The organism is Paenibacillus gansuensis, assembly GCF_042684925.1.
In the GTDB taxonomy this organism is placed as follows: domain Bacteria; phylum Bacillota; class Bacilli; order Paenibacillales; family DY6; genus Paenibacillus_N; species Paenibacillus_N gansuensis.
This window is the reverse complement of the sequence record NZ_JBHUME010000019.1, coordinates 318,607-345,068: the sequence shown is the minus strand read 5'-3', so window position 1 is coordinate 345,068 and position 26,462 is coordinate 318,607. Positions and strand designations below refer to the sequence as shown.

Below are 26,462 nucleotides of genomic sequence, written 5' to 3'. Positions count from 1 at the left end.
AGAAATGCTCTATAGCCATTATAGCTTATTTATAAATATTTATTTGAGGCGGTGTAATCTCCAATTCAGGATACTGAAGCATATATATGCTCAATTTTCCCGGATGATAAATGAACTCAGGCTTGTTAGCAATGGTTTCAGTGCTGACCTCACCAGGTATGTAATTCATCACAGGCTTGTGCACGGTATATTGAAAATCAACGTTATTAAAGGAAACATCACCAAAGACATTCATATTGTAGTCTTCGAAATAAGTTTCAAAGCCCATATCGGCGATCACATTATTCTTGTGGTGAATAGCAGCCATCCGATTGCCCTTCTCTACAATATGGGCGATACCTTGCAAGGCTAGTTGTTTATTATTGCTATAAATTCGATTATTAAAAATTTCTACAACACCGCCAGTCAGGGCTTCCCAAGCTTTGGACTGGTCAATCTCCAACTCTCCTCGAGGGGACTCTATCTCCACTTCGGAAGGCTGAATATTGAAGTCTTGGACTGCCCTAGGCTGCTTCATTTCCACAAAAGCCCGCTCGGACTCCATTCCAATACGCCCGAACTGCTGTTTCATTTGAATAATAGGCAGCTGCACCTAATCAACCCCTAGCGCAGGAAATCTACTAGAGTTGGCATAATGATTTTAGCTCCGGTGGAAAGGGAAGCTTGATAGACGCTTTCATTCATCTTTTGCTTCATAATCGTTTCCGCCATGTCTGCATCTTCGACCTTGGACTTTAGGTTTTCTAGATTCCCCCCTAAATCCTCCAAGCGGCTACTTAAAAAATCTAGCCTATTTACCTTCGCGCCGACCTCTGAACGAACATTGAGCATCTTCTCAAGGCGCTGGTCCAAGGATGGGATCAAACCGGTTAGACCGGCGCGGTTGGCTGTGCCTAGATAAGTGATCATATTATCGGCAATAGTAAAAATATTATCGGCCGCATTGGCCCCGCCAAATACATCATTACCGGTAATGTTTACCGGAATGCTAATGCCTAACCCCAAATCATAGGATATCTCAGCAGAGTCTGTAGTAACCACTGCCGGATTAGCCGCTGAATAAGGCTCGATGTCCGTCAACTGGCCGTTGAACACATAGTTATCTCTTAATTTACTGTTACCTATACTTACCAGTTGGCCCCGGAGTTCGGAAACTTCGCTTCGAATAGCATCCAAGGCTGACTGAGGATTCGTACCGTTGGCAGCTTGCGTTAATAATTCCTTAAGCCTATGAAATATATCCGTAGTCTGGTCCGTCATCGCATCAGTAAAATCAAGCCATGACTTGGTATGATCCAGGTTGTTCTTATACTCTTCGTTAGCGTTTATATTGCTGCGGTAGCGAAGAGAATACAGAACGCCTACCGGATCGTCTGATGGCTTGTTGATCACTCGTCCAGTTGACAGCTGTTGTTGATAAAGTTCTGTTTTGCGCATATTATGATTTAGATTTCTTGTCAGCTGTGAGCTGATCATGTTTTGCGTAATTCGGATTGACACGTTATCTCACCTCAATAATGTTATCTGCCTACGACTCCCATACCGTTAATTACCTTGTCCAGCATTTCATCGAAAGTAGTCATCACGCGGGCAGCAGCGCTGTAAGCATGTTGAAACTTGACCATGTTGGACATCTCTTCATCCAGAGATACGCCGCTTACAGATTGTTTGCGGGAATCTACCTGTTCTAGAATAGCTGTCTGGTTATCTACCTGACGGTTAGCCTCTTTCGTTTCTACACCCAGCTTACCGACTACAGAGCGGAAGAAATCATCAACAGTCCCCTGAACAGGAGCCCCCCCTCCGCTGTTGAACGTAAACTTCGTATCTTTGAGTTTCGTCATAATAAGGGCAATCGTGTTATTACCGTTAACTACTGTTTCACCGCCCGGACCCGTTACGGTTCGCATAGAGGCCACTATTTTCTCTGGATTCGATATAAGGTAAGCGTTCAACCCGATATTTGCGGCAGCGCCGTTTCCACCTTTAGTAAACGTAAAGAAATCGCTGCCAGGTTCCAACGGATTGGTGGAAGCGTACCCCAACTTATGCAGTCCGTTAATGCCCTCTACTATGACCGTTGTATCGGCAGTCAGTGTCCTTCCGGCTCCGGTATAAACCGTACCGTTAATCACTGTACCTTCCGGCACAACGGAACCTGCAGGAAGCGTTACCTCAATCTTTCCATTAGCGATCGTATCCGCTAGTGAGTTTAACTCTTGGATGTAGGCATTTACAATCCGGTCTCTGGATACAATCATTCCGGTTACTTCACCGCTGTTAAGGTCGCCGGCCACATAAGCTTCTTCGAGCGATTCCTGCGTTACTTGTTGGGAAGTGTCTCGATCCACCAGCGTGGTACCGCCCATTTCAATCAGATAACCGTCCGGTACCACTTCTCGGGAGCGAATATTCACAATCTTGGATAATTCATCCGTAAGGTTGTCCCGTTGGTCTCTTAGATCGTTAGCATCGTCTCCCAATGCCTCAACTTTACGTATTTGAAGATTAAGGTTGGCAATAGATGAGGTAATTGAATTAACTTGATCCGCTTTAATTTGAATATTGTCGGACAAATCATTCTGCAGATCGGAAAGCTGCTTATGCGTTGCATTAAAAGCATCGGCTAATGCAATCGCATTTTCTTTCACAATGACTCTTCCGGATTTGCTTTCCGGGTTCTTGCTCAGGTCGGACCAGGACTTCCAGAAGTTATCCATGAGGGTCCGAATACCGCTGTCCGTTGGTTCATTCATGATCGCTTCCAGTTTCTGAAGCGTATCGCTTTGAATACCCCACTCCCCTAACGATTTGTTCTCATTTCGGAACTGGTCGTCCAAAAAGCTTTCGCGTACTCTACGGATGTAGCTCACTTCCACACCCGTTCCAATTTGACCGGGAGCAGTCGAGTGCTGCATGCCTGGCGCCTCAATGGGTCTGCTGTTCACAAGGTTGGCAATTTGCCGTGAATATCCTGCGGTGTTCGCGTTAGCTATGTTATGCCCGGTTGTACTCAATGACGCTTGATGAGCAAACAAGCTCCTCTTACTGGTCTCGAGTAAATGGAATGTTGATCTCATGACACCCTCCTGATGGTCTATTCAACGGCAGCGTTATGCCTTATGGTCAAAATAGCTGTATCTGCCGCCTTCAATCGTCGTTTGATTTGGTTTCGTATAGGTCATTTGGTCAACCGGGGCGCCGGTTAACAAGTCGATGGATAGCTCAATAAAATCCAGGGACTGCTTGATCAGGTGCTGGTTAGATTCATTGACTTCCTTAAGGTTGCCGATAGTTTCGCTTAATTCGGCATGCAGTCGATGTAAGCGTTCCTTCTCCTCCAAATTAAACACAACCCGAGTCAATTCCATCATCGTAATAGAGGCCGGCAGGCGCAACTTCTTCTCCTGCAGATAGCCGCCGACAGCGTCGAGCCGCTGCTTCTCCAACTCCGCTGACCGCTTCATCAGCCTATTCTCGGCGCTCATCACTTTCGTTAATCCGTCCACGTCATTATGCACAATGAGTTGTCTCTTCTGTCCGCCCAGTTCCAGCATCTCCATGTAGAGAGCATTCAAGGCTTCCATCGCTTCGGTTATTCCCTGCATGGACATACCAGTTCACCTGTCTATTCTTAATTATTTGAGAAACGGAAGGATCCGCTCAGCCAATTTCCCTGCATCTACACGGTAAGTTCCAGCGGAAACGCTTTGTTTCAGCTCCTGCAGCTTAGCCTCTCTTGCCGCATCGTTGCCTTGTGTCTGCTGTGTCAGCAATTCTTTGGCCTCTGCCGAGATTTGTATCTCGTCCTTCTTCTGTTTCTTGTTCATCTGTTCCGGACGCTGCTCGTTGTTACGTCTATAGTTGTTAATTGCGCCTAAACGCTGAGTTTCATTAATTTTCATACGGGTTCACCTCTCTAAAATAAAAATAACCGATAATCATTACTAGTATTATCGGTTCTGTATGTATAAAATTTTATACCCCAAAGGACTATCTTCAATCTCCTAATTATGGATTAATGGTCCCGTTTGTAGGTGAAGCCAGCCTTTTGGTTTAAAATATTGCGACTTTCGGTGGATGGAGCAGCCGAATTAAGCTCCTTTGCCAGCTTTTTGCGGCAGTTTTCACAGATGGTGCCGACTTGAATATTATCCCCGCACATTTCGCACGGAAAAGCTAAATTAGGTGCAAGCACAACAGATATCCGGCCTTCACGGATGAACTTTATAATCTGGCCAGTTGATACCTCGGTAGCATCACTAAGCTCCTGCAGGGTGCATTTGCGGTATTCGCGCAGGTATTTCAGACATTTCTCATACATCAACTCAACTTCTTTGTAACAATTATTACAGACTTCTCTAATGTTTCGAGTATAAATTTTACCGCATTTCGGGCAATTGGCTACATTCAAACTCATTGCAAATCCTCCGTTCAGACAAGCTTACCACTTGATTGTACTTTATCATCGGCATTATTTCACTGATTTTTTAGCAAAAAAAAGCCCGCCCTGGCTGGACAGGCGGCGGACTGTTATGGTGCAAATGCGGGACTGCTCTATGATTTTATTGATTTTGCATAAGAAGATACAACTCTTCTTCAGTTTTGGACAGCTTCTCCCGTTGAAAATCCAGACGGTCGTTGACAGTCTTTATCGCTTCAAGAAGCCTATTGTCAGATTCCATATTTTCTATGTGGTAAGCCATCAAATTTAGTATCCAATCCATGAATATCATGCTTCATTTCAGTCAGTTTAGAGTCCATCTGCTGGACGTAAAAGTTCATCTGATTTAAACTAAACTCCATTTGATCGAACCTATTGTCCCATTTTGTCCAGTCTAGTATCCATCTGGTCTAGTCTAGAGTCCATTTTGTCTAGTCTATTGGTCATTTGGCCAAATTTGGAGTTCATATCCGAAATCGCTACCTTGCCCAAGACAACCCGTACACTTCCGCAGCAGTGCTCTCCTTCAGAACTTTGGCGCATTGATTTAGAGTACTTCCAGTCGTATATACATCATCGATAATTGCGATCTTCAAGCCCGGCCTAGCCACAAAACCCGGTTCCGGCTCAAAATGAAATACCCCTTCCATCGTCTGCAGGCGCTCTTTACGGGTTTTGAAGCTTTGTTTCTCCGTGTGACGCGGGCGGGACAGCAGGGAAACCACCGGGATGCCAAGAGATGAACCGATGCCTCTAGCCAGCTGCTCGGCCTGGTTAAAGCCGCGCTCCGCTAACCGGACCGAGCTTAAGGGGGTGTAGGTCAAAACTTCTGCTTTTAGGTTGGATTTGATGTACAATTCACAAAGCATGCCGATAAAAAGCATTTGTAACCGCTCCTGGCCGCGATACTTATATAAAGCAAGCAAGTCTTTCATAGCAGGATCATATACGACACAGCTCCGGTTCATGACAAAATGCTGGTCTGTCCGCCGGCCGCAGTCATAGCATTTTTCGTAGCGGCCGCAAACGTCGCATAAAACTTCCCGTATCCATGGGATGATTTCCCGGCAAGCAGGGCATAGCTGGAGCTTGTCTAATGCGGCCGACCGGTTGCGGCAGAAGGCGCATTCTGAGGAGGCGGGGGATAAAAGGCCGTGCAAGCCGGTTACACTGGATCGGTACCATGAACGCAACTTGCTGATGCTTTCCGAACTAAACATGGGATCCCTCCAGTAAATAGCCCTTGCGGGCGGCAATGCGGTTCATGCTGCGGATTTGGCGGATGGCGCCCGACTGGGCGGCATTCATGTCGGAGGCCGCGTAATACACGCGGCCGGCGGGATCGTCCTTGGAGCGGCCGGCCCGGCCCGACATTTGGACCAGGGCTGCTTCGTCGAACAGCTCGGAATCGGCATCGAGGATGAACACGTCGGTTTTGGGAACGGTGACACCCCGTTCCAAAATCGTCGTGGTGACCAAGATGCGGATATCGCCGCTGCGGAAGCGCTGGACTTTGACAGCGCGTTCGCTGTCTTTGGATGAGGTGCCTTCGGCCACGAAGCCGGAGAATTGGCCGCGGAGCAAGGCGAGCGTGCCGTCGATGTGCCGGATTTTTGGCACGAAGACGAACAGCTGCGCTCCGCGGGAGAGGGATTGCTCCAGCGCCGCGGTCAGGCGGGCGGGGAGCCGTTGTTTGGAGAGGAGCGCGCGCAGAGGCCGCGCAACAATCCGCTTCGGTACGGGAAGCGGATGCCGGTGGTAGCGCACCGGCACTTTCACGTGCGGCAGCCGGCCGCGCCGCACGAGCTGCTGGAGGTGAGGCGGGGGTGTCGCCGAGAGGAAGATGAATTTCCCTTCCACCTTGCAGACCCGGCGCGCAGCATACTCAAGCATAGGATTATTATGAAAAGGAAAAGCATCCAATTCATCAACTATAACCACATCGAATGCCTCATGGAACCGAAGCAGCTGGTGCGTCGTGGCCAGTACCACATCGCCCTCCTCCCAGCGCTCCTCGCTGCCTCCGTAAAGCGTTACGACCTTTCGGTCGGTGAACGCCTTCGCTAGCCGCGGCTGCAGCTCCAACACCACGTCGCGGCGCGGCGTGGCGACGCACACCTTGCCTCCGGCGGCCAGCGCGTGATCGATCAGCGGGAAGATCATCTCGGTCTTGCCTGCGCCGGTGACGGCCCAGATCAAGAACGCCTCCTTCCCGCTACCGCGCCGCGCCAAAAACCTCACCCCCGCGGCCGACGCCTCCGTCTGCGCGGGGCTCAACCCCCACCGCCCCAGCCGCGCTTCGCCCGCGGCCCCGGCGAACCCCCCGGGCACCGCAGCACGCGCGCGGTGCCCCGCGCCCTGCAGCAGCGGCGTGCACAGCTTTGCTCGGCCCATGGTGAGGCAGGCCTCGCAGTACACGCAGCCGCTGCCGCAGGCTGCACACGGCGCGCCGTACAGCTGCGCGCCTCCAGACCCGCACCGGCTGCACGCGAGCACGCGCTGCGCCGGCAGCCACCCCCGGCGGCGTTCCACGACGCTCACGCCGCCCCCAAACTCCAGCTCGCCCAGCAAATAGGCGAGCTGCGCCAACCCGCGCCACCGGCCTTCAACACTCAGGCCGCGCGAAGCCCACAGCTGCAGCGCCTCTTCCGGCAGCAGCGACCGCCCCCTCAGAAGGCGGCCCATCTCCGCCGCCTCCGCCCTGTCCCTTACCACTATCCCCTCAGCAGGCAATGGGGGAAAATCGACCGCATAGTGTCTACGTTTATTTGCATCAGTCCGAGTTTTCCCCTGCCTGGTTACCAACGCATTAAAGTCCGCAGCACAAGACTCCACCGATTTCCGCCAAGATTCGATTTCTCGGTACCTCTCCTGCCGCCTATCCATCTCCTCCATAACAAACAATGCCTCACCATAAGGCATCTCCTCCCTGACAGCCGCCAACTCCCGCTCCATGACCCCCTTCTCCCGCCAATATCTCATATCAACCTCTGCAGCCATTGTAAGCTTCGTATGCCAGGCACCCTGCAGTTGAACACCATAAAGTTTGACTCTCACTCCGAATTCCCCCTCCGAAAAAACTCCCGAACTCGTGTACAACTCAGGAATAAGCCGCTTCTACTCAGAAACACAACAAAAAACACACCAAACCCATGTCTCCATGAGCCGGTGTGCTTCACTCGGCGATCGCTATTCTACTTAAACTACTTTTAATGCTGCCTCAAAACTCAATACACCAAAGGCAGCTTTCCGACATCTCCAGCTTTGTTCAACTCCACGACGATCCGTTCCTGCAGCGGGTCCGGCTGGTCCATCCAGTTCTGGGAATCGGCTGTACTAACCGTCACAGCACCGTTCTTGGCCGCAGCCAGCCTCTCTGCAATGGGAATCGTGTCATCTGTGGAACCCTCGTCTGCTATCGTAACCTTGATTTCTTCCCCCTTCAAAAAGGAGAATAGAAACAAAGAGCCCATATACCATTCGATTAGCTGTTGATTATTATGCGTTACAATAATGTAGTGCCTTTCCTTGGCAGCCCGCCGCTTCCAAAAGCGGTGGAAACCGTGTACCAAAACGGCACAAAAGCCATAAATACCGATGATCCAGAGTAAGCCCAGAATCATGGAGGCCACCTCCCTTTCCAACATCATATGCTGAAAGGGTTTTCAAGGTTCCTGCATAACTCCAAACTCCACTAGAGCAGTCAATGTAAGCTTATGTTACGCTTGTTAAGAAGATTTTCTCTTTCTTAAGGGAGCTAGCCTACAACGTAACCCAGCCATTCTTAATCGAGTTGATAACCGCTTGGGTACGATCATCCACTTCCATCTTCTGCAAAATGCTGCTCACATGGTTCTTAACTGTTTTCTCACTTATGTACAAGTATTCGCCGATCATCTTGTTGCTCTTGCCTTCGGCCATGAGACGAAGCACTTCCGCTTCCCTGCGGGTCAGCGGGCTGTTGTCGTTCGGCACGTATTTCACGCCCACGCCGTCATCCTTCAGCTGAGCTTCACTGCCGGAAACTACACCTTTTTGATCCAAATAGGTCATTCTGCGAAGCTGATTGATCAGCTTTCCTGTGACCTTCGGATGAATATAGGCATGCCCCATAGCAACGGAACGAATCGCGTTTATCAGCGCCTCCGCTTCCATATCTTTCAGAAGGTAGCCTGTCGCCCCTTTGCGAAGCGTTTCGAACACATAGCTTTCATCATCATGAATGGATAGGATAATCACTTTGATATCAGGAAAAATCTCACGGAGACGCTCAGTTGCAGCCACCCCGTTCTCTACCGGCATGTTAATATCCATGAGGACCACGTCAGGTTTGTTATGGTTGCAGAATTCAATGACTTGAATCCCGTCGCCGCACTCTCCGATAACCTCCAGATCGTCCTCCATATTCAGGATCCGTTTCAATCCTTCCCGGAAAAGCTGATGGTCGTCTGCAATTACAATTTTGACTTTATCATCCGTGTTAGTAGTTCTATAGTCCATCCCTTTACTCCTTTCGATTATCACCGCTGATCGGTATGAGCATGGTAATTTTGGTTCCTGAACCGGGTTCAGAGAAAATCTCCATTCTTCCTTCTAAAAGTTCAACACGCTCCCGCATACCGATTAACCCGTAATGGGTTCCTGCAGCCGTCGGCAGTTCCAGCTTCTCCGCCTTAAATCCGACACCATTGTCCTGAATCGAGATTTTCACCATATGTAACTGAAACGTAATTTCCAAAGAGATAAAAGACGCATTAGCGTGTTTCAACGCATTGGTAAAGGCTTCTTGAACCAATCTGTAGATAGCCACTTCCATAGCGGAGGGCAGTCTTGCTTCCTTGCCGATCATTTCAAAACGGGTACGGATTTTGGTCTTTTCCTCATAATCCTGTACATATTTGCGCAGCGTCGGAATTAAACCAAGGTCATCCAGCGCCATAGGCCGCAGGTTAAAAATAATTTTGCGGATCTCCTCCAGCCCGGTACGCACTTGGGATTTCAAGTCTCCTAATTCGACACGAACCATATCGAATTCCTGCTTACCGATCATCCGTTCTGCAATTTCCGTCCTAAGCACTATGTTGGCCATCGACTGGGCAGGTCCGTCATGAATCTCACGGGCGATACGTTTCCGTTCTTCTTCCTGCGCAAGTATGATTTTAAGCCCTAGAAGCTGTCTATTTTTGGCAGATTCCAAAATACGGGTAACCTGATTGAGGTCCCCGGACAAGTACTCCAGCACTACATTCATTTGGGATCCCAGCACTTCCGCACGTTCAATCGATCTCTCCAAGTTACGGATTCGGAGCTTCAGCTCGTCGCGCCGATTTTTCAACTGTGCTTCTTTCTCCCGCTGAATGGTCAGCTCCAGCTGCATTTTGGTCGCAAGCTCGTAGGCTACTTTGATGTCATTCTCCGTGAAACGCTGAAAGTCGCGGCTTACTTCCGTAAGCCGCACTCTCGCTTTTCTATAGTCAACTTCCAATTGATCTACTTTAAGAATCGTCTGGGTAGTCTGCTCGAGGATCTCTACGAGTTCTTTCTCCAAATTCCCGAATTCCTGCCTTGCCGCGTCGCAGATTTCAAAAATCTGATATTTGCTGCTTTCCATCACTTCAATGGCATTCTTGATGACTTTGTCGATTGCGTTCACCTGAAGATCCACGGCATTTACCCCCATCTACTTTAACCTACTGCCTATCATACCATATTTATTCGATTGTAATGGATTGTGTCTTCGGTTCCCATAGCACTTTCATCCCAAGTTTTTCGGATACTAGACGCAGCGGAATCATGGTCCGGCCTCCGATGGCCTGAGTCGAAGCGGTGCCGGTTCCCCGTACGCCGTTCAGAACATAGCTTTTGTCGTTAAACCACAGTTCCATCAATCGTTCGTTTCTCAAAATGGATACCTGTTTCGTAGCCGGATCATAGGTAGTTCTGCCTCCCAGTGCGTCCGTTACGAATTTAATAGGAATATAGGTTACGCCGCCGATTGCTTTAGGAGCAACGTCCATGGTCATAGCCGTGCCGTTCACGTCTACCTTTTTGCTGCCTAATTTCAATTTCATTGTAGTTGCAGACGGCGCCGTGCCCTTGCTGTCGTATTGGAAACGGATATTATCCATGGAAATGCTGCCGGTGGAAGCCCGCTCGTCCTGGCCCTGCTCTATGTTAGCGATGTATAGCTTTTTCAATTTGATAGGATAGCTCATATTGTAAGATGCGAGGTCCGCCGTGATCGTTTTCCAGCCAGTCCAGTTTACGGTTTTCGCCAAATCAACGCGGTGAATAGTTCCTTTGGCATCTGTAAATTCCGCACGGAGCAGGTTCAGGCTGCTATCGCCCATTACATCCAGTTTGACAGCCTTCGGCTGGCCTTCCACTCCATATCCCGCTGTTCCGCCTAAAATTGCATATGCTGCTTTGGTGCCCGTGCCCAGCGTGTAGTCGTAAGTAAGCTGCAGTGTGTTGGTAGCATTATCTGCGGAAACGCCCGGCACAACGGCCGCCGTGCCTGTTGTTTCAGGATGCGCCCCGGTAAAGCTAACTTCCACATTGCCCGACTCAAAATCATTCCACAGCTTCTCCTCAGCCGATTTGAACGACACTAATGTGCTGTAACCGTCGTATCGCGCAATAGCGTAGCCCGGAGTGTTCTCTTTCACTTGATCCACGTACAGCGTTCCGTCCTGCACTCTGCCTTCGAATCCGACCAGCTCCCATTTTACAGACTCGGCAGGTATCGTACGGGTGTTTCCTTCTGTCGTAGTCAGGCTGACCGGCAGCTGGTAGGATGCTCCCGCCACAAGAACAGGATTGGCAATATTCGCCTTAAGCTGGCTGATCTGATTGCGTCCGATCACATTCACTTCCAGGGTTTCTTTGGCGTTCCCGGAGGTTACTGTCAGAGTAGCTTTTCCCGGCTTGACGGCCACGAAGGTGTTTCCCGCAAAAGAGCCTACCGGAGACGATGCGGACCACTGTGCCGGCATGCTGCTAACGTCAACCGGATTGTAGTACTGGTCATAAGCTTTTAATTTATACTCGGCTTTCTCATTCAGAACCAGATTCTTCTCGCCCTGTACTGCAATGCCTTTCACTGCGCCCTGCGGAGCTGTGGTAAATACGCCCAGACCGTTTACTACTCTGCGTTGAGAGTCGTTCTCCGGCTTATTAGCAAGCACTGTATTGAATTCGCCCAAAGGACGGGATACCAGAGTCGTAGATCCGCCTCCATCCAGATTCATTGCTTTCCAAACGCCGATGGATACCATAAACTTTTGCAGCTCTCCAAGACTCATGCCCTGGCTTTCGCCTTTCAAATCCGCTGTTACGATATACACATAACGCCCGTCTTGGGAATAGCCTACTGCTGTCCTGGAACGGTACCCTCCCAAACTGGAAACATCTCTGGAGAACTGGGAGGGCTTGCCCGAATCTACCAAAATGGTATGCCCGCCGATCATTGTTTTTACGCCGGTCATATCAACCGGGTTGTTGGTGTCGGCATTCTGAATGCTATAAACGGAGCTTACTTTTTGGCCTACCTGCAGATGTTCTTTTATATAAGCCGCACCCGTCCCGCTTGCACGCAAAATATATCCGTTCTCCGGAGGGGTCATCTGCAGCACTTTATCTGCGATTTGCGTTACGATCTCGTTCTCTACCAGCACTTCCACAGGTTTGGTTCCGCCGTCGTTCGCACGGTTTATGCTTGCCCATTCGCTGGTATACATATGGATTGCATTAGCGTGGCTATGTACTTTCGGATTTCCATAGTAATAGGGAGCTTTGTTCACCCCGGATAGTTTGAACGTAGTGCCGTCCTGTGCAAAAATTTTGCCCTGAAAAGCGAACATATCAATGACAGGGCGGTTTCCTTTAGTGATTGCTAAAGCATACATCCCTTCAAGGTTGGTTGGAGAGGACAGGATTTCACCGGATGTTACCTGAGGCCCAATCGGTGCGCCCGGCCCTGAAACATTATAGTAATCGCCGTTTACGGCCGCAACAGCCCCTGTTTCTTTAGCCATATTGGATACGGTCGTGTTCTTCGTAAACTGCTGCCCCGTTCCGGACATGACGTCCAGCTTCACATACGGGTTGCTCAAATCAACTTGAATTACTTTAGGATAAGAGTAAGCCGCTTTTCCGCTGCGGATGGACTTGAACTTATACTGCTTCATCGTTGCCCCGGAGGTTATGGGCTCTTGGGATACAAGGGCCGTGGAAGTCGCTTCCGTAGAAGTCGCTGCGGCCGCTACCCTGCTGTCAAGGACGTTAAATACGGTAGAAATGGGTTGTGCTAACAATAATGCCGATAAAGTAACAACTGCCGTTCTCTTAACTATTGATATAGAAGTTTTGCTGTTTTCAGAATGCATTCTTTTCTCTCTCCCTGCTGCTAATCTAGTATACCCTTCGTATAATAGACTCATTTTGTGCGGAAAAGTTACGTATTCTGATAGAATTCTCATTCTGTTCACGGTTTCATGTCGACTTTTGTCGGTTAAAGGTGATGCGTCTCCATACCTTAAACAACTTTATGTAAAGAGGATATAACGCAAAAAAGCCCCCGTGTAAGGGGGCTTTCGACATTCATTACATTAAGCCAGAGCGTCTTGCTTTAATTTGTCGGACTTGTCAACGCGCTCCCAAGGAAGGTCGATGTCTGTACGTCCGAAATGGCCGTATGCCGCAGTTTGGGCATAGATTGGGCGGCGAAGGTCAAGCATCTTGATGATGCCTGCAGGACGAAGGTCAAAGTTGTTGCGGATCACTTCAACCAGTTTCTCTTCGCTCACTTTGCCTGTTCCGTAAGTATCAACGGAGATCGAAACCGGTTGAGCTACGCCGATAGCATAAGCTAACTGGATTTCGCATTTGTCAGCCAGGCCGGCAGCTACGATGTTCTTAGCTACGTAACGGGCTGCGTATGCTGCGGAACGGTCTACTTTTGTAGGATCCTTACCGGAGAATGCGCCGCCGCCGTGACGAGCGTAACCGCCGTACGTATCAACGATGATCTTACGTCCTGTTAAGCCTGCATCGCCTTGAGGTCCGCCAATAACGAAACGGCCTGTCGGGTTGATGAAGTATTTGGTTTCGCTGTCCAACAGGTTATCTGATACAACCGGTTTGATAACGTGTTCTTTGATGTCGCGTTGGATTTGCTCCAAAGTCGCTTCTTCCGCATGCTGTGTGGAGATAACGATCGTATCTACACGAACAGGCTTATTTCCGTCATATTCAACGGTTACTTGCGTTTTGCCGTCCGGACGAAGGTATTCCAAAGTTCCGTTCTTACGAACTTCAGACAGTCTTCTGGACAGCTTGTGCGCCAGGGAGATTGGAAGCGGCATAAGTTCTTCAGTCTCGTTAGTTGCAAAACCGAACATCAAGCCCTGGTCTCCAGCGCCGATCGCTTCGGATTCCTTCTCGATGTCTTTGCCTTCGCGCTCTTCCAAGGCAGCATTAACGCCCTGGGCGATATCTGCCGATTGCTCGTTCAAGGAAGTCAGTACTGCCATTGTATTAGAATCAAAACCATATTTCGCGCGAGTATAACCGATGTCCTTAACTGTGTTGCGGACAATCGATGGGATGTCCACATATTCCGATTTCGTGCTGATTTCGCCGATAACCAGAACCAGACCCGTTGCTACGGAAACCTCACAGGCTACCCGTGCATGCGGATCATTCGCCAGGAATGCATCCAATACCGCATCCGAAATTTGGTCACAAATTTTATCCGGATGTCCTTCTGTTACGGATTCAGAAGTAAATAAACGTCGACCGCTTTGTAATGCCACAACTATCGACCTCCTATAGATATATTATGTAGAATTACATACGACCCTACACAAAAAAATGAACCTTTCCCGTGTGGAAAAGGTTGTTAACAGCCTTCGTCTAAATATTGTAATCATTTTGTCGAGGATTGTCAATATTTTTACAGGGATTCCAACCCATTTACAGCGTCCCCAAAATCGTGCTTTCCGCTTTACGAATCAATCGTCTGGTGATCTCTCCCCCCACAGCTCCAGTGTCCCTGGAGGCGATATACCCCCAGTAATCTTCCTTCACTGAGTTAGTGGATGGGATTCCCCCAAGTTCAGTTGCAAACTCTACATCTGCAGCCGTCAATGCTTGCTTTCCAACCGGAAGACCCATCTCAGCTGCAATTTCGTATTTCATTAGATCCAGAGCTTTGTGACTTTCCGGAACAATCTTGCGGCGGCTCGTTGAACCTTTAGCCATGGGTAATCAGCTCCTTTAGGTAGTGTACCTATAGCATGCTCGCCCGCGCCCCCGCAAAATCGTATAAAAAGCTGCTAATCCGGTTAAAATATGGTCGAGCCTCTACTTATCAGCCATCTTGATTGTATAATCACCGCGCACCAGAACCACTAAACTCACCTTCGTTTTGGCATCTGCCGTGATCCCGCGTTTCGCTCTCGGAGCTACGATGTAATGATTGCCCGCAAGCACAGTACCGCCGGCAATATCCTTCCCACCGGTGAGGTCGGATAGGCCTCCGCCATCTTCAGTGTAGGCTATCCCTTTCCCGGCGCGGATCACAAACTCTGTCCCCTCAGCCCCTACAATGGTTTCTCCCGGTTTCACGGTCACGAGACCCATGGCTGCCGATCCGGCCCCTGTTGAAGGCTTATCAGGCACTGTAGGCTTCGTCCCGTCCAGCTTAGCGATTTCTTTCTTAACGAGCTCGGCCACCTGCTGATCCACGTAGCTCTTCGTTACGATCGGATCGTTGGAGGATCCGGGTTGGGTGGTTCCGTCGGCGTTGGAAACGTATTGATATCCTGTCAAAAGAAAAGCAACTGCAGCGGTGCTAATGAAAAGTTTTTGCGCTGGTTTGATCATGTTGTCTCCTTAGTAGTTGATTTGATAGAAATTAAAGGTTTGAGTGCCAATCTTCTTCTTATAACCGTTAAACTCATCATATATGTTGACATTAATGATTCTGTTTTGAATGTCAAGCAGTCGGCTGTCTTCAAAATCTAGTGCCTTTTGCACAGAATTCCCAGTAATCAGGCTCTTATCGCTTTCAGCCTTATCCAAATCCAGCGACTGGCTGAATTTATTCTTCCCGTCGTCAATTTCTAACGTGATTTTATGAGAATCTGTAACTTGTTCAAAATCAGTAGTTTTGTTCAGGTCATACTCAAAGTTTAATCTGATTTTGTCCTTATCCATAATGACCGGAAGCACATTTCTTATATTTAGTGTATATGGTTTCAAATTTAATTTTGATAAATCTTGTTTTACGGACGTATCTTCACTAGGTAGCTTGAGAGTGAATCCATTCATGATGCCATCAGGCGTTCCATCTTGTGGAGTAAATGCTGTGTCTGTTATGGCTTCTCCCAAAACTACGCTCAGATGATTCACTTTGTAATTCTTATTCACTTCACCCCAAAGACCAAGCAGTACTTCTCCGTTTGGATTCACTTTAGTTGTTACTTTTGCTAGATTAGCTGTGTAATACAGATTCTCTGATGTTTTGAAATATCCTGTCAACTTAGGCAAATCAGCATTTCGAAGCTCGGAATTCTTCATAATCAATTCTACGTATACTAGATTCTTAGTTGCACCCTCGTAAGTGTGGACATCCCCAACTTTGATTTGAGATCTGCGCCCGATGCTTTCTATTTTCTTTATACTGTCAGTAGAAATCTCAGGAAGAGCAATGGAGTCTATCGGTTTAATTAATTCTACCAGCGGGGATGTCTTACCATCAACTTCTTCCTCCAAGTGTAGTGATACGTTTTTGAAATATGCCGTATAAGGTATCTTTGTTGAAAAGACAATCCGTGCTGTCTCACCACTGGATATGTTCACATTAGGATTGACTTGAATAATTTTAGTTTGTGCTGCATCCAGTTTTATTCCGTCAATCTCAATAGACCCTTTTGCTGGCAGCTGCGGCAAACTCGATGACCCAAGATTTGTTACATCAAGACTCACGTTAAGCTGATCTTTTTCTCCCCATGGTAGTCGTTCTACATTACCTATGCTGAGCTGATAAGTACCTTTTGCACTGTTATAGAGATATTGATTATTGGAACTAGGAAGTCCGTTCATGGACGGTACTTTAAAAACAGCAAGGGGAGTCGCAGATGCAGGCTTTCCTTCCACTAATGGAGCCCTTAGTTGTAAATCTAAGTTACTCATATTTACCGTATTAGGAACAAGTGCTGATAAAGTCAGTGTTTTAGACGCTTGGGGTGCGATCGTAATCGTATTTAACTCTTCGGATGAGGTTAACGGATAGGTTAGCCCATTTTGATTCAAAAGCATAAATTGATATGCGGGCAGTGTTACAGGCGTTTTACCTACATTTTTCAAAGAGAAGTTAAGAACATAATTGTTGTTGGTATCCTTAGGATATTTCCGTACAGTCTTGATAGTTGCTTCAAAACTGCTTTTATTAATTGTAATCACTCTAGTTGCACCTGCAGGTACTTTTGTGATTACATTCGTTGTGTAGGCCAGCTGGTTATAGGCAAGAGGAAGCTCTAGCTTTGATTCCGGTTCTATATAGGAAATCAGCATTTTGGATCCAATTAGGTTGACGTTTTTATCAATGGAAGTGGTCAGTTCTAGTGTAACTTTTGAACGTCCCTTAAGCTTCGTCGCATCGGCAGGCACATCTAGTGGAAATAAAGTTCCACTGACTGTTGTAAGGTAGAGCTTAATGTTGGCTAGTTCCAGCTCCTTATTACTCGTGTTATCTAAATCGTAAGATACAGTTACGGCTTTCTGCTCATCATTTTTTTCAATCACAGCTTTTCGGATAAAAGTGTTTAAAGAAACTCCGGGAGCGGCAACGGAGCGCTTCATGTAGATAGGCGTGGTATTGTTATAAGTTTTTGGAAAAGATACTGTGCCTAAACTACGCTCGTAACCAGGAGCGCTAAAGTCCCACTTGATAAACTTCACAACCAAGTCAGAAATATTCAGACTAGCATCTACTTTAGCGTAAAAGGTGTATTCCTGCTTGGTTTTTGGATTGATTTCATTGTTGTTTTTCGGGGCCGTTACCGTCTTCGTTACATACTTCGTACCGGTTTTGGTTTGAAGACGCAGCCAATAATCCATGAAATCTATAGGCTTCTGCTCTCCGTTGTAGAAGGATACTTTAAAATAGACCAGCTTTCCTTCTTCGGTAGGCATCATGTTAATTTCTTTCAGCTGGATAAAGCTATTTTTGGATAAGTAAATATAATTGGACTGGGGAAGCTGAAATTGTGCTCCATATTTAGCCGTAGATAATGCAGGCGTGGCCGCAAGGGCAGGAACAGACAGTGCTGTTAAACTTACCAGCTGGCAGGTAAGTAAGGCTAGTTTCCATTTCTTCATATATAGCCGTTCCTTTCATCGGATGATCGTAAATTCTTACTCTATTTGACGCAATTGGCTTGGAAAAAGTTTCGTTTCGAGGGAATCTGAAGAATTTCTATTAATATCATGATAAAAAAAAGAGCCCGGGTCTAGGACCAGGCTCTTTTCGTTATGACTGATAATTAAGCAGTTACGATTACTTTGATTACCAGAGTTTTACCGTTGGATGTAACGGCTGTTACTGTGAAGCTGTTACCAGCTTCTACAGCAGTGATGTCTTTGCCATCAGTTACGTTGGAGATAACTGTTGTGTAAACATCACCTGTAATTTCTACACCATACTGGTCTACTGCCTTGATGAAGGAAGTAGCAAGTGCTTTTACTTCAGCTTCAGAGTTTACTGCAGCTTTAGAAGCAGAAATTGTGTTAGCGTCGATTTTCTTAACGCCGCCTTCTTCTACAACTTCAATAGTTGCAAAAGTTGGTGCTTCTTTGGAGATTTGAACTGTTTTAGTTACTGGCTGTTGGTTGTTAGCTTTCACTACAACTACTAGGCTAGCATCAACAGTAGTGTTAGATCCAAAGTTTACAGCATCTTGATCTGCGTGTACTTTGTTTCCAGTAACAGTTACACCGTAAGTTGCACTTGTAACAGTGAACTCAGAAGTTGGAACTGCAACTTTAACGCCGCCAGCAGTTACACCATTCACTTTTACTTCTTTATCGTACTTAGTTACTGCGTTATCTTTAACTGCATAAACTTTAGCAACGTCTGCTACTTCATAAGAAGTAATTTGAGACTTCTCAACTACATTAGAGGTAATTGTGAAAGAGCTGTCCTTCACTTCAGTTGCGCCGTTCATAAGAGTAAGTGTAAGATCTACACTACCTTTTTTAACACCAGCAACTGTGTAACCAGATGCATAGTTACCAGTGATGGAAACTTGATCGTCGGAATCAGCTTTAGTTACTTTAACTGTATATCCAGCTGCATTTTCGTCAATTTCACGACCGTATTGGTCTTGAACAACGATGGAGTCTTTATTCAATGTGAAAGATCCACCAACCAGAAGGTTAGTAACGATATCCTTAGTAGCGGATACTACTACTGGCTTTTTAGCTTCCTTTACATCGATTACAACGTTAGCAAATTTACCGTTAGCAGTGATCGCTGTTACAGTTACTTTACCAGCAGATGTTACACCTTTCAGAACTAGCTTAGCTTTGTTGTTCACATAGTCCTGAACGAAGCCGATGGACGATCCTGTGCCAGCAGTAGAGGAAAGGTTAACACCTTTGCCAGCGCTGCCAGTGTTCAGCTTATCAGCGTTTGTGATTTCTTTTCCGTCTAGGTCAAGAACTGTAGCAGGGATTGTGATGTCTTCACCAGCAACAGCAAGCTCAGGAGCTGTCAGGGTGATAGCATCTGCTTTCACGCCTTCTTTAACAGTAACATCGAACTTAGCGATATCGCCAGTTGCTTTGGAGATGATTTGAACAGTCACTTTACCGCCTTTAGAAATACCTGTCAGGGCAATTGCAGCATATTCAACACCATCAACTTTTTGAGTTGTGAAAGTTGGAGTTGTGTCACTTGCGGAAAGACCAGCAAGAGTCAGTACGGAGTAGTCGGACAAAGAAACGATCAGATCGTCTTTAATGTCTGCTGCTGCTACTTTGTTTCCGTATTGATCTTTAACATCAAGCAGCAATTTGAAATCGGAAGCTGTGCTGTCGGAGCTCAATACCGCAGCAGCGTCGCTGTTGTATAGGGACTTCACTTCAACATCTGCAGTAACAGCTTTAGCGGATACCGTCAGAACTTCGGATTTGAATGCGCCTGTAGCTGCATCAAGAAGGCTTACGTTGATTTTGTCGCCAACTTTCAACTCGCCAGTAGCATCAATTGTAACTTTACCGTTGGATGCAGTTGCACCGTACACGCTAGAAGTAACAGTCAATGTAGTGCTGTTCAGCTCTTCGCCGTACTGGTTAGTTACTTTATAAGTTGCATAGGCTTTAGTGTTGTCAGTTGCATCAAGAACAGCGTTAGTAGTGTTGAACGCGATAGCTGTTACTTTCTCGTCTTCAACAGATACAGTGCTAGTCAGGTCAGTCTTAGCAACGCCGGAGACTGTTACAACATAGTCACCTTTAGTAAGTTTGTTAGTAAGTTCCAGTGTAGCGGACAGTTTGTCGTCAGCAACAGTTGTCTTAGCAACGCTTACGGAGTTAGCGCCTTTCTTAACAGCGAATTTCACAGCAGCTGGATCAACAGCTTTGGAGAAAGTCACTTTCAGTTTCTTAGCGCCAGCAGCTTCAAACTTGGAGATTTTAGCTACTTGGGAAGCGTTCCATGCTGCGTAAGTAGCATCGATGATTAGGCTGCGAAGTGCAAGACCTTTAGGGTTAGCAGAAGCATCGATCAGACCAGCTTTAACTGCTGCTGCCACGTACTCTTTCGCCCAAGGGGAAGCGTTTGTGTCAGGGGAAGCTGGGTGTTCGATTTTAAGAGCTACAACTAGTACACGAGCTACTTGCTCAACTGTTACTTTACCAGCTGGAGCGAAAGTTGTTGCGGAAGTACCAGCCATCAAACCAGCTTTGTTAGCTGCATTGATGTAAGAAACAGCCCAACCGGATTTCACATCTTTAAAAGAAGAAGCTCCGGACACTGGCTCAAGACCAGTCAGGGATACTAGGATTTTCGCCAGTTCAGCGCGAGTAAGGGAATTATTAAGACCTGGGTTTCCAGCAGCGTCAATACCGCTAAGAATACCTTTTTCTTTCAGTGCATTAAATTTGTCAGTAGTAGTAAGTTCGGCACCGGAGACAACGCTAGCGAACATGGAGAACGCCATTGCTGTGGATAGTGCTACGGATACAATTTTCTTCATAACCTTTTTTTCTCCTCCTCTATATACATGCAAGTTTAAATCTGATTCTTTAATTTGAAAGCTCGTATTACTCATAGGTGATTGCACCCCCTTTCCAGAGTTAGAGCATGAATTAATATAAATAATGTCTGCGACTTATGTATGCCACAGAAACTAGTAAACAGGTAAAAAATACTAGTAGACACTGTGAAACTACCTTAAACATTATACAACGGCAGCGCAAGAGCGTAAAGAAATATTTTGAGAAATATATCCAACTTGATTCGCTGATTAGGTGTATGTTTAAGTTTCACATATATAAACGCAGGGTTTCAAGAAAAGTTGCGTCTACTCCAAAAAAAATTTCAGGTTTCTGCAAACATTGCCGAAACTTGTCTTTCATTTGTCTTCTTCTTTATGTATTTCCGTCCTGCAATGCTAATTATATCCTCGCCTGCCATTGCCGTCATGCTGTAAGTTTTACCATATGATGTGCGATTTTCCTCTTATTAATAAACGAAAAAACCGCCACCTAATCAGGTGACGGCTGCGCAGGTTATTTCAATTTCATTGCTAATTGAATAACAGTTGTTCTTGCTTCTGCGTTTCTGTGAAGATTTGCGTACATATTTTCAAAATGGCTTACGTTATCTTTATAAGTCTGCTCTTGCTTAATGGCTTCATGGGACCAATTAATAAGATTAGTCTCAGCCTCTGTAAGCTTCTCAAATGCTTGATGGAACCCTGTCTCTACAACCAGCTTTTCCATTTCAGGCTGTTGGATCTCACGGATGACCGTAATCGTCTGGATTTTCTTCTCCAGCACTTTACTAATCTCCTCAAACGCATTTTTCGCGTTCAAATATTCCTGCTGGGCTGTAGAATAGATCTTCTTCATTATAATCACCTTTGTGTGTATATTTAGTAATTGGTTAAGTATGTATCTATTGTATATTAAAAAGCTTACAAGCACAAAATTAAAATCTACCAGTGGTAGGACGAGCTATCTTAAAAAAGAAACCGCACAGCATCCGCTGTGCGGTTCTTAATGATGTTTTAAGGCGTGTACGGTAAGAAGATACCGAGTTCATTGAGCTTGCTTACTGGGAAATGCAGGAGCACTTCCGAGAAGAGTTTCGGATCCTCCATAAGCTCGTATAGAGTATATGTCTTGCCCAGAGCCTTACTCTCTTTAGGTAGGTAGTCGTTCTTTAAAGGATTGTTACCTTGGACTGATAACTTAATATTTCTTTCTTCAAGTATTTGTCCATACTTGTCATAAGCCTGAATTCTAATTTCATTAATGCCATCTGCTTCTAAACCAGAATATCCAGCAGTAAATACATTGTTAACCTTAGATGTCAAAATTCTTGGTCCACGGTTTGAGTTAATTATAATTTTATCAACATCTGAATCAGCAGTAATATCAATGTTTGTAAGGTTATTGCCTTGAGTTGACGGAACTAGTCCCTGCACGTAATGAAGTGTTTCAATATTTTTAATATAACTTTTTGGAACCACTACTCCAACTCGCCTTGGCGGTTCAATGGATAAAATAGTGTTATTGATATTTTGAACAGTTGCGGTGGCAGGGTTAATTAATGTTTCCTTAAAGTCACGGAAAGTCGAAAAACGGATAGAAATTGGATCGTTTGTTAACGGATATTTATTTGACATAGCTTTTGATTCAGGTGTAAAACCTGTCTCGTTATCGTAAGAGTAACTGGCAATAACTACAGCATCAAATCCCGTAGTAGCAGTTTCAATCGCATCATAAAGCGGTTTGGCATGTGCCGTCTCTAGAGCTGCTGCTGTAGTTGTTGTTGTATCCATCGTGACGTTTCTAAGCGTGTTTGTAGCTAGATTTGCTAACTTCTCTGCTTCAGTTGCTGCATTAAGTGTTATGGTTTTATCCTTCATGAAATATGGATAAATAGCATTAAAAGCATATCGGCGTACTTGTTCAGCATATGCAATTACATCTGATTTATATTGCGCTGTACTTTTAGAAGCTGTAACTTTTACTGCTGCAGAGCTTGGTGTTATTGGCTTTTTGTTAAAGTAGCGCAAAGTATTGGAATCTGCATCTGTAATGTTGTTGCTTATGTTTACTGTATACAAATGATTGGCCTTAAGAGGATTATTCGTATCCATGGTTACTATTAACGTATTTGACGCTTTAGGGTCTTGTTTAGTTACTGTATTAGGATTATGAGGTGTAGCGTTTGAACTTAATTCATTACCTGATATTACCACAGTATTTTCTGGAATATTAGGTTTTACTCCATTCTGAAACTCTAAGACGAGTGTTTTACGATAACCTACTCCTAGGGCACTAACATTATTGGGCAATCCTGTGTTAGTTACTTTAGGGTCGAACCGAAATGTTTGATTGCCAGGTTGAAAACTAAAAACACTTGGTGTTGGTTTACGCTCAACAGTAAAAGTCCATGTAATGGCATCATTGTTATCAAAAGACGTATCCGCAGGCGCTTTATGTACAACGCTGCCTTGAGGGATAATCACCTGATATGTTTCACCTGGCTTTAACCTGTTTTTATTAAATGGATCATCAACTGCCTTTGTCGAGTCAAAAGGATTAACTTTAATAGCAAGCGTGTTACCTTGAATATGTAACTCAGGATCAGCTACTCCATCATCATTAACGTCCGTTCCCGATAATGTTGCATGCACGGGAGTATTGGTCGAGAGTTCAATAACCTGAATTTTTGCCTGTTGCCCCTCTCTACCACCCGGTTGGTCTGCTTTTGAGATTGAAATGGAAGTGGGACTATGGGTGCCTACAATTCTCCCAGGGTTACTGTTAAAACTTAAGCGTACAAACTCTAACTGCGAAGGTACCCCTGTTGCATTATTTTCTGGATACTGACTAGATTCTAATGGAAGCGGTTTGTAAGCACTCGCCGTTGGAGCCCCCAAAAAGGCCGCTGCCGCGAAAGTGATCAGAAAAGCGGAGCCTATGGCCGCTTTTTTGATGGACTGGATTGTTTTTGCTGATATCATCTCTTCTTCTCCCCCTTAATTCCCATTAGTCGTCTGGGTGACGATGTAGTCTTTCTGGTCGATCACTTTGCCGGAGATGTCCATGGCTTTGATGGTGACTTTGTCGCCGAGTTTCAGGCCGGCTGTGGCGATGCTGAAGGTGTTGTTGCCTTCGTAATGCATTTGATTGTTGTTCGCTGTAATGGTGGTTACTTTCTCGTTGCTTCGCACGACGATGGTCGAAAACAGCGAGCTGAAGCTGATTTTTACGTCTCCGAGAGCCGGACCGCCGATATTGATTGGCTGACCGCCATTATTGCCTCCGTTGTTACCGCCGTTGTTGCCTCCATTGTTGCCTGTGCCGTTGTTTCCGTTAATTACAAAGATGGTCAGTACGGGTCTGTAAGTGGAATTGCTCAAAGTACCCTGAACTTTTTGTGTGCCTAACTCGCTGGTGCTGACGGAAGGCCATGTCACGGCCACTTTGCTTACTTTCCCGTTGACTGTAGCATCCACGTAAGAAGGCAAGTACGACGTGATCGAAGTGTTCTGCATGACAGTGATCGGATTTAACGGCCGGTAGGAGACGCCATTGCTGATAATGGATCCTCCGGATCCGGAACCGCCGCCTGCCGAGCCTCCGCCTTTGTACTCGTCCAATACACGCTTTAAAATCGCTGCGACCTGAGCACGCGTGACGGCTTCCGTTGGACGGAACGTCTTATCGGGCATGCCGCTCATCAGGCCGGATTTCACCATAGCGCTGACTGCGGATTTACGCCAAGGCTGGATCTGGGCGTTGTCTTTGTAACTCAGCTTCACGGAAGCATTGTTCTCCAAAGGCAGATCTAATGCTTTGGCCAGCATACTCGCTACTTCCTGCCGGGTGATGGCGATAGTCGGAAGCATTTTGCCCCCGTCCTGATACTCGCCTTGGATATATCCCGCGCCTACTGCCGCTGCTACTTCACTGTAATACCAGCTCTTAGTGCTTACATCCGAAAACATAGGAGTCTTGCGGACATTGTAGCCCATCACTTTATTCAGCATTGTAAAGAATTCCACCCGGCTGATCGCCTGATTTGGCCTAAACGTACCGTCTGCGAAGCCCGACACAACCCCTTGCTGTGCGAGCGCGTTAATCGCCGATTCCGCCCAATTCCCTTTTGTGTCTTTGAATGATGCTGCCGAAGCAGCCTGTGCCAGTGTCAAGCCCAGCAGTAATGTACATGCGGAGATCTTCGCTGCCCTGCTTACTTTCCATTCCCTCAAAATCCTCAACTCCAGTCTCATTAATAAAGCACGATGTTATCTGCATAATCCACTTTCAAGTCTTTCTCTATAAATTCCAGGAACCGCGACAGCATCATCGCTGCATCAGCCCGTGTCATTTCTTTATTTGGCTTAAATGTGCCGTCAGACGTTCCAACAACCAGCCCAACTTCGTTCGCGGCATAGACCGCATCTTTTGCCCAATATGGAATGGAAGCATTATCTGCAAAAGAGGTGCTGTAAGACGTCATGGGAGCCTTAGTTTCAAAACCCAGCGCCCGAATTAAAATCGTAACCGCCTGTGCCCGGGTCAACACTCCACTCGGCTCAAAAATGCTCGGCCTTACGCCGGAAACGACCCCCTTCGCCTCTGCACTTTGCATATATTTTAGATTCGGGTCGGTTGAACGGATATCCCTGAACGGATTTACAACCGGTGCCTTCGTCTTGGATGCAGTTTTCGGGTCGGTTACCCGGTTATCTGCGGCTCTCATGACAGCTACAGTAAAGTCGTATCGGCTGATAGGAATGTTGGGAGCGAAAATCTCTGTTTTTTCCTCAAAAATATCCAGTGAATACAACTTCTCAATGGCTTCCTGCGCCCAATGCCCCTCGGTATCTCTGAACTTAGGAACAATGAGGCGTTCTATCTTCGGAACCTTACTCTGCTTCAGCGCCCGTTCTCCAATATTCCGGTCAACGGATGAAGCATTAACGACACCGTCTTTCAGGACAGGCAGATTATACTCATACCTGGAAACCATCTCTCCGTCCGTCACTCTCATATATCCGCCGTTAAAACTTGTATAGTTGGCCATGTTATCCTGGTAAGTCAGTTTCTTGGCCGTACTGTCCGAAGTAGTTGACTTTACACTGCCTGTCCAGCTTTTGGCCGTAATATCCTGTTGGATCACTTGCGTCTCCGTGTTCCCCCAGAAATTTTTGAAGCCTATGTCGCCCCCGCTGAACGTAACGGTCAATTCTTCCTCATCGGAACGTCCGCGGTTCACGATATATGTTTTTTTGCCGACGATGTTTCCCGAGTAAAAATCACTGACAGGCCGGTTATCCACCACATCCGATTTGGAGAACTGGTAGTCGGCCAGGGAGAACTTTTTGCCGAGAATCTCGATATCCTCTTTATAACCTTTGGCAACTCCTGTCGTTGTGGTCGTCTGCCCTTTATCCGGCCTAACGGTTTCCGTAGTAACGAATGAAAGCTTGCGGCTCAATTTGCCTTTCTTGGCAGGATCAACGGAGGTTAAAGTAAAGTTATAGGATACGGTAGTGATCCCTTTGGCTGTTTTCTCCGTGCGGGTCATTTTGCCTGAAAAAACAACCGGTTCGCCCGTTAGAAACACCATTTCATCATATTTATATTCGTTATTCACACCGCCGGAGAAATCCGGAGGTGCCGCAAACGCCCCTGCAGGAACAGCTAAACTAAGAAGCAAGATGACGATGCATACATATCTGATTCGATGGAACAATGGATTCCC

The 26,462-nt window shown here is 46.5% G+C and carries 21 protein-coding genes; all 21 read right to left on the bottom strand.

The genetic code is table 11. The annotated features are described in order from the left end of the window. Positions 1 to 25 precede the first annotated feature (25 nt). Positions 26 to 592, bottom strand: coding sequence for a DUF6470 family protein (locus ACFSUF_RS24405; protein WP_377607533.1), 567 nt, complete (start codon positions 590 to 592; stop codon positions 26 to 28). Between the two features lie 11 nt (positions 593 to 603). Beyond that, on the bottom strand, positions 604 to 1,500 hold the full coding sequence (gene flgL / locus ACFSUF_RS24400; protein WP_377607532.1) for a flagellar hook-associated protein FlgL: 897 nt from the start codon (positions 1,498 to 1,500) through the stop codon (positions 604 to 606). Between the two features lie 20 nt (positions 1,501 to 1,520). Further along, positions 1,521 to 3,080: a flagellar hook-associated protein FlgK gene (gene flgK / locus ACFSUF_RS24395; RefSeq protein WP_377607531.1), complete on the bottom strand. Its 1,560-nt coding sequence runs from the start codon at positions 3,078 to 3,080 to the stop codon at positions 1,521 to 1,523. Between the two features lie 33 nt (positions 3,081 to 3,113). Beyond that, the gene (locus ACFSUF_RS24390) at positions 3,114 to 3,614 is read right to left on the bottom strand and encodes a flagellar protein FlgN (RefSeq protein WP_377607529.1); all 501 of its coding nucleotides are present in this window, start codon (positions 3,612 to 3,614) and stop codon (positions 3,114 to 3,116) included. 24 nt (positions 3,615 to 3,638) lie between these two features. Continuing rightward, positions 3,639 to 3,905 carry a flagellar biosynthesis anti-sigma factor FlgM gene (flgM, locus tag ACFSUF_RS24385; protein WP_377607527.1) on the bottom strand — a complete coding sequence of 89 codons (267 nt, stop codon included), beginning with the start codon at positions 3,903 to 3,905 and terminating at the stop codon, positions 3,639 to 3,641. Between the two features lie 113 nt (positions 3,906 to 4,018). Continuing rightward, complete coding sequence (locus ACFSUF_RS24380) at positions 4,019 to 4,420, bottom strand: flagellar protein (RefSeq protein ID WP_377607525.1); 402 nt, start codon at positions 4,418 to 4,420, stop codon at positions 4,019 to 4,021. Positions 4,421 to 4,923: 503 nt separating this feature from the next. Beyond that, entirely contained in the window at positions 4,924 to 5,664 is a 741-nt protein-coding gene (locus ACFSUF_RS24375; protein WP_377607523.1) for a ComF family protein, read from the bottom strand. Further along, positions 5,657 to 7,129: a DEAD/DEAH box helicase gene (locus tag ACFSUF_RS24370; protein WP_377607521.1), complete on the bottom strand. Its 1,473-nt coding sequence runs from the start codon at positions 7,127 to 7,129 to the stop codon at positions 5,657 to 5,659. Before ACFSUF_RS24370 ends, ACFSUF_RS24375 begins: the two co-directional genes overlap by 8 nt. Positions 7,130 to 7,671: 542 nt before the next feature. Then, positions 7,672 to 8,067, bottom strand: a complete 396-nt coding sequence (locus tag ACFSUF_RS24365) for a hypothetical protein (RefSeq protein WP_377607519.1) — start codon at positions 8,065 to 8,067, stop codon at positions 7,672 to 7,674. Positions 8,068 to 8,206: 139 nt separating this feature from the next. Beyond that, positions 8,207 to 8,944 carry a response regulator gene (locus ACFSUF_RS24360; RefSeq protein WP_377607517.1) on the bottom strand — a complete coding sequence of 246 codons (738 nt, stop codon included), beginning with the start codon at positions 8,942 to 8,944 and terminating at the stop codon, positions 8,207 to 8,209. 4 nt (positions 8,945 to 8,948) lie between these two features. Continuing rightward, entirely contained in the window at positions 8,949 to 10,124 is a 1,176-nt protein-coding gene (locus ACFSUF_RS24355; protein WP_377607515.1) for a sensor histidine kinase, read from the bottom strand. A 31-nt stretch (positions 10,125 to 10,155) separates the two neighbouring features. After that, a complete protein-coding gene (locus tag ACFSUF_RS24350) occupies positions 10,156 to 12,831 on the bottom strand; it encodes a stalk domain-containing protein (protein ID WP_377607513.1) in 2,676 nt (891 codons plus the stop codon). 222 nt (positions 12,832 to 13,053) lie between these two features. Next, positions 13,054 to 14,259 carry a methionine adenosyltransferase gene (metK, locus tag ACFSUF_RS24345; protein ID WP_377607511.1) on the bottom strand — a complete coding sequence of 402 codons (1,206 nt, stop codon included), beginning with the start codon at positions 14,257 to 14,259 and terminating at the stop codon, positions 13,054 to 13,056. A 160-nt stretch (positions 14,260 to 14,419) separates the two neighbouring features. Continuing rightward, a complete protein-coding gene (locus tag ACFSUF_RS24340) occupies positions 14,420 to 14,707 on the bottom strand; it encodes a small, acid-soluble spore protein, alpha/beta type (RefSeq protein WP_377607509.1) in 288 nt (95 codons plus the stop codon). A gap of 102 nt (positions 14,708 to 14,809) precedes the next feature. Next, positions 14,810 to 15,331, bottom strand: a complete 522-nt coding sequence (locus tag ACFSUF_RS24335) for a hypothetical protein (RefSeq protein WP_377607507.1) — start codon at positions 15,329 to 15,331, stop codon at positions 14,810 to 14,812. Positions 15,332 to 15,340: 9 nt separating this feature from the next. After that, a complete protein-coding gene (locus ACFSUF_RS24330; RefSeq protein WP_377607505.1) occupies positions 15,341 to 17,830 on the bottom strand; it encodes a hypothetical protein in 2,490 nt (829 codons plus the stop codon). A 164-nt stretch (positions 17,831 to 17,994) separates the two neighbouring features. Then, positions 17,995 to 20,784 (bottom strand): S-layer homology domain-containing protein, encoded by a 2,790-nt coding sequence (locus ACFSUF_RS24325; RefSeq protein WP_377607503.1) that lies wholly within the window; start codon positions 20,782 to 20,784, stop codon positions 17,995 to 17,997. A gap of 460 nt (positions 20,785 to 21,244) precedes the next feature. Next, positions 21,245 to 21,586, bottom strand: coding sequence for a hypothetical protein (locus ACFSUF_RS24320; protein WP_377607501.1), 342 nt, complete (start codon positions 21,584 to 21,586; stop codon positions 21,245 to 21,247). A gap of 158 nt (positions 21,587 to 21,744) precedes the next feature. Further along, positions 21,745 to 23,712 (bottom strand): Ig-like domain-containing protein, encoded by a 1,968-nt coding sequence (locus ACFSUF_RS24315; protein WP_377607499.1) that lies wholly within the window; start codon positions 23,710 to 23,712, stop codon positions 21,745 to 21,747. Between the two features lie 15 nt (positions 23,713 to 23,727). Then, complete coding sequence (locus tag ACFSUF_RS24310; RefSeq protein WP_377607497.1) at positions 23,728 to 24,963, bottom strand: S-layer homology domain-containing protein; 1,236 nt, start codon at positions 24,961 to 24,963, stop codon at positions 23,728 to 23,730. Between the two features lie 20 nt (positions 24,964 to 24,983). Continuing rightward, on the bottom strand, positions 24,984 to 26,453 hold the full coding sequence (locus tag ACFSUF_RS24305; RefSeq protein WP_377607496.1) for an S-layer homology domain-containing protein: 1,470 nt from the start codon (positions 26,451 to 26,453) through the stop codon (positions 24,984 to 24,986). Between the last annotated feature and the right edge of the window lie 9 nt (positions 26,454 to 26,462).

Excerpts from the sequence above, each read along its gene's own strand:
- ACFSUF_RS24315 (WP_377607499.1), bottom strand. The coding sequence starts at position 23,712 with ATGATATCAGCAAAAACAATCCAGTCCATCAAAAAAGCGGCCATAGGC.
- ACFSUF_RS24380 (WP_377607525.1), bottom strand. The coding sequence starts at position 4,420 with ATGAGTTTGAATGTAGCCAATTGCCCGAAATGCGGTAAAATTTATACT.
- ACFSUF_RS24350 (WP_377607513.1), bottom strand. The coding sequence starts at position 12,831 with ATGCATTCTGAAAACAGCAAAACTTCTATATCAATAGTTAAGAGAACG.
- ACFSUF_RS24340 (WP_377607509.1), bottom strand. The coding sequence starts at position 14,707 with ATGGCTAAAGGTTCAACGAGCCGCCGCAAGATTGTTCCGGAAAGTCAC.
- ACFSUF_RS24325 (WP_377607503.1), bottom strand. The coding sequence starts at position 20,784 with ATGAGTAATACGAGCTTTCAAATTAAAGAATCAGATTTAAACTTGCAT.
- ACFSUF_RS24330 (WP_377607505.1), bottom strand. The coding sequence starts at position 17,830 with ATGAAGAAATGGAAACTAGCCTTACTTACCTGCCAGCTGGTAAGTTTA.
- ACFSUF_RS24375 (WP_377607523.1), bottom strand. The coding sequence starts at position 5,664 with ATGTTTAGTTCGGAAAGCATCAGCAAGTTGCGTTCATGGTACCGATCC.
- ACFSUF_RS24360 (WP_377607517.1), bottom strand. The coding sequence starts at position 8,944 with ATGGACTATAGAACTACTAACACGGATGATAAAGTCAAAATTGTAATT.
- ACFSUF_RS24365 (WP_377607519.1), bottom strand. The coding sequence starts at position 8,067 with ATGATTCTGGGCTTACTCTGGATCATCGGTATTTATGGCTTTTGTGCC.
- ACFSUF_RS24335 (WP_377607507.1), bottom strand. The coding sequence starts at position 15,331 with ATGATCAAACCAGCGCAAAAACTTTTCATTAGCACCGCTGCAGTTGCT.
- ACFSUF_RS24370 (WP_377607521.1), bottom strand. The coding sequence starts at position 7,129 with ATGGGCCGCCTTCTGAGGGGGCGGTCGCTGCTGCCGGAAGAGGCGCTG.
- ACFSUF_RS24320 (WP_377607501.1), bottom strand. The coding sequence starts at position 21,586 with ATGAAGAAGATCTATTCTACAGCCCAGCAGGAATATTTGAACGCGAAA.
- flgM (WP_377607527.1), bottom strand. The coding sequence starts at position 3,905 with ATGAAAATTAATGAAACTCAGCGTTTAGGCGCAATTAACAACTATAGA.
- ACFSUF_RS24390 (WP_377607529.1), bottom strand. The coding sequence starts at position 3,614 with ATGTCCATGCAGGGAATAACCGAAGCGATGGAAGCCTTGAATGCTCTC.
- flgK (WP_377607531.1), bottom strand. The coding sequence starts at position 3,080 with ATGAGATCAACATTCCATTTACTCGAGACCAGTAAGAGGAGCTTGTTT.
- ACFSUF_RS24355 (WP_377607515.1), bottom strand. The coding sequence starts at position 10,124 with ATGGGGGTAAATGCCGTGGATCTTCAGGTGAACGCAATCGACAAAGTC.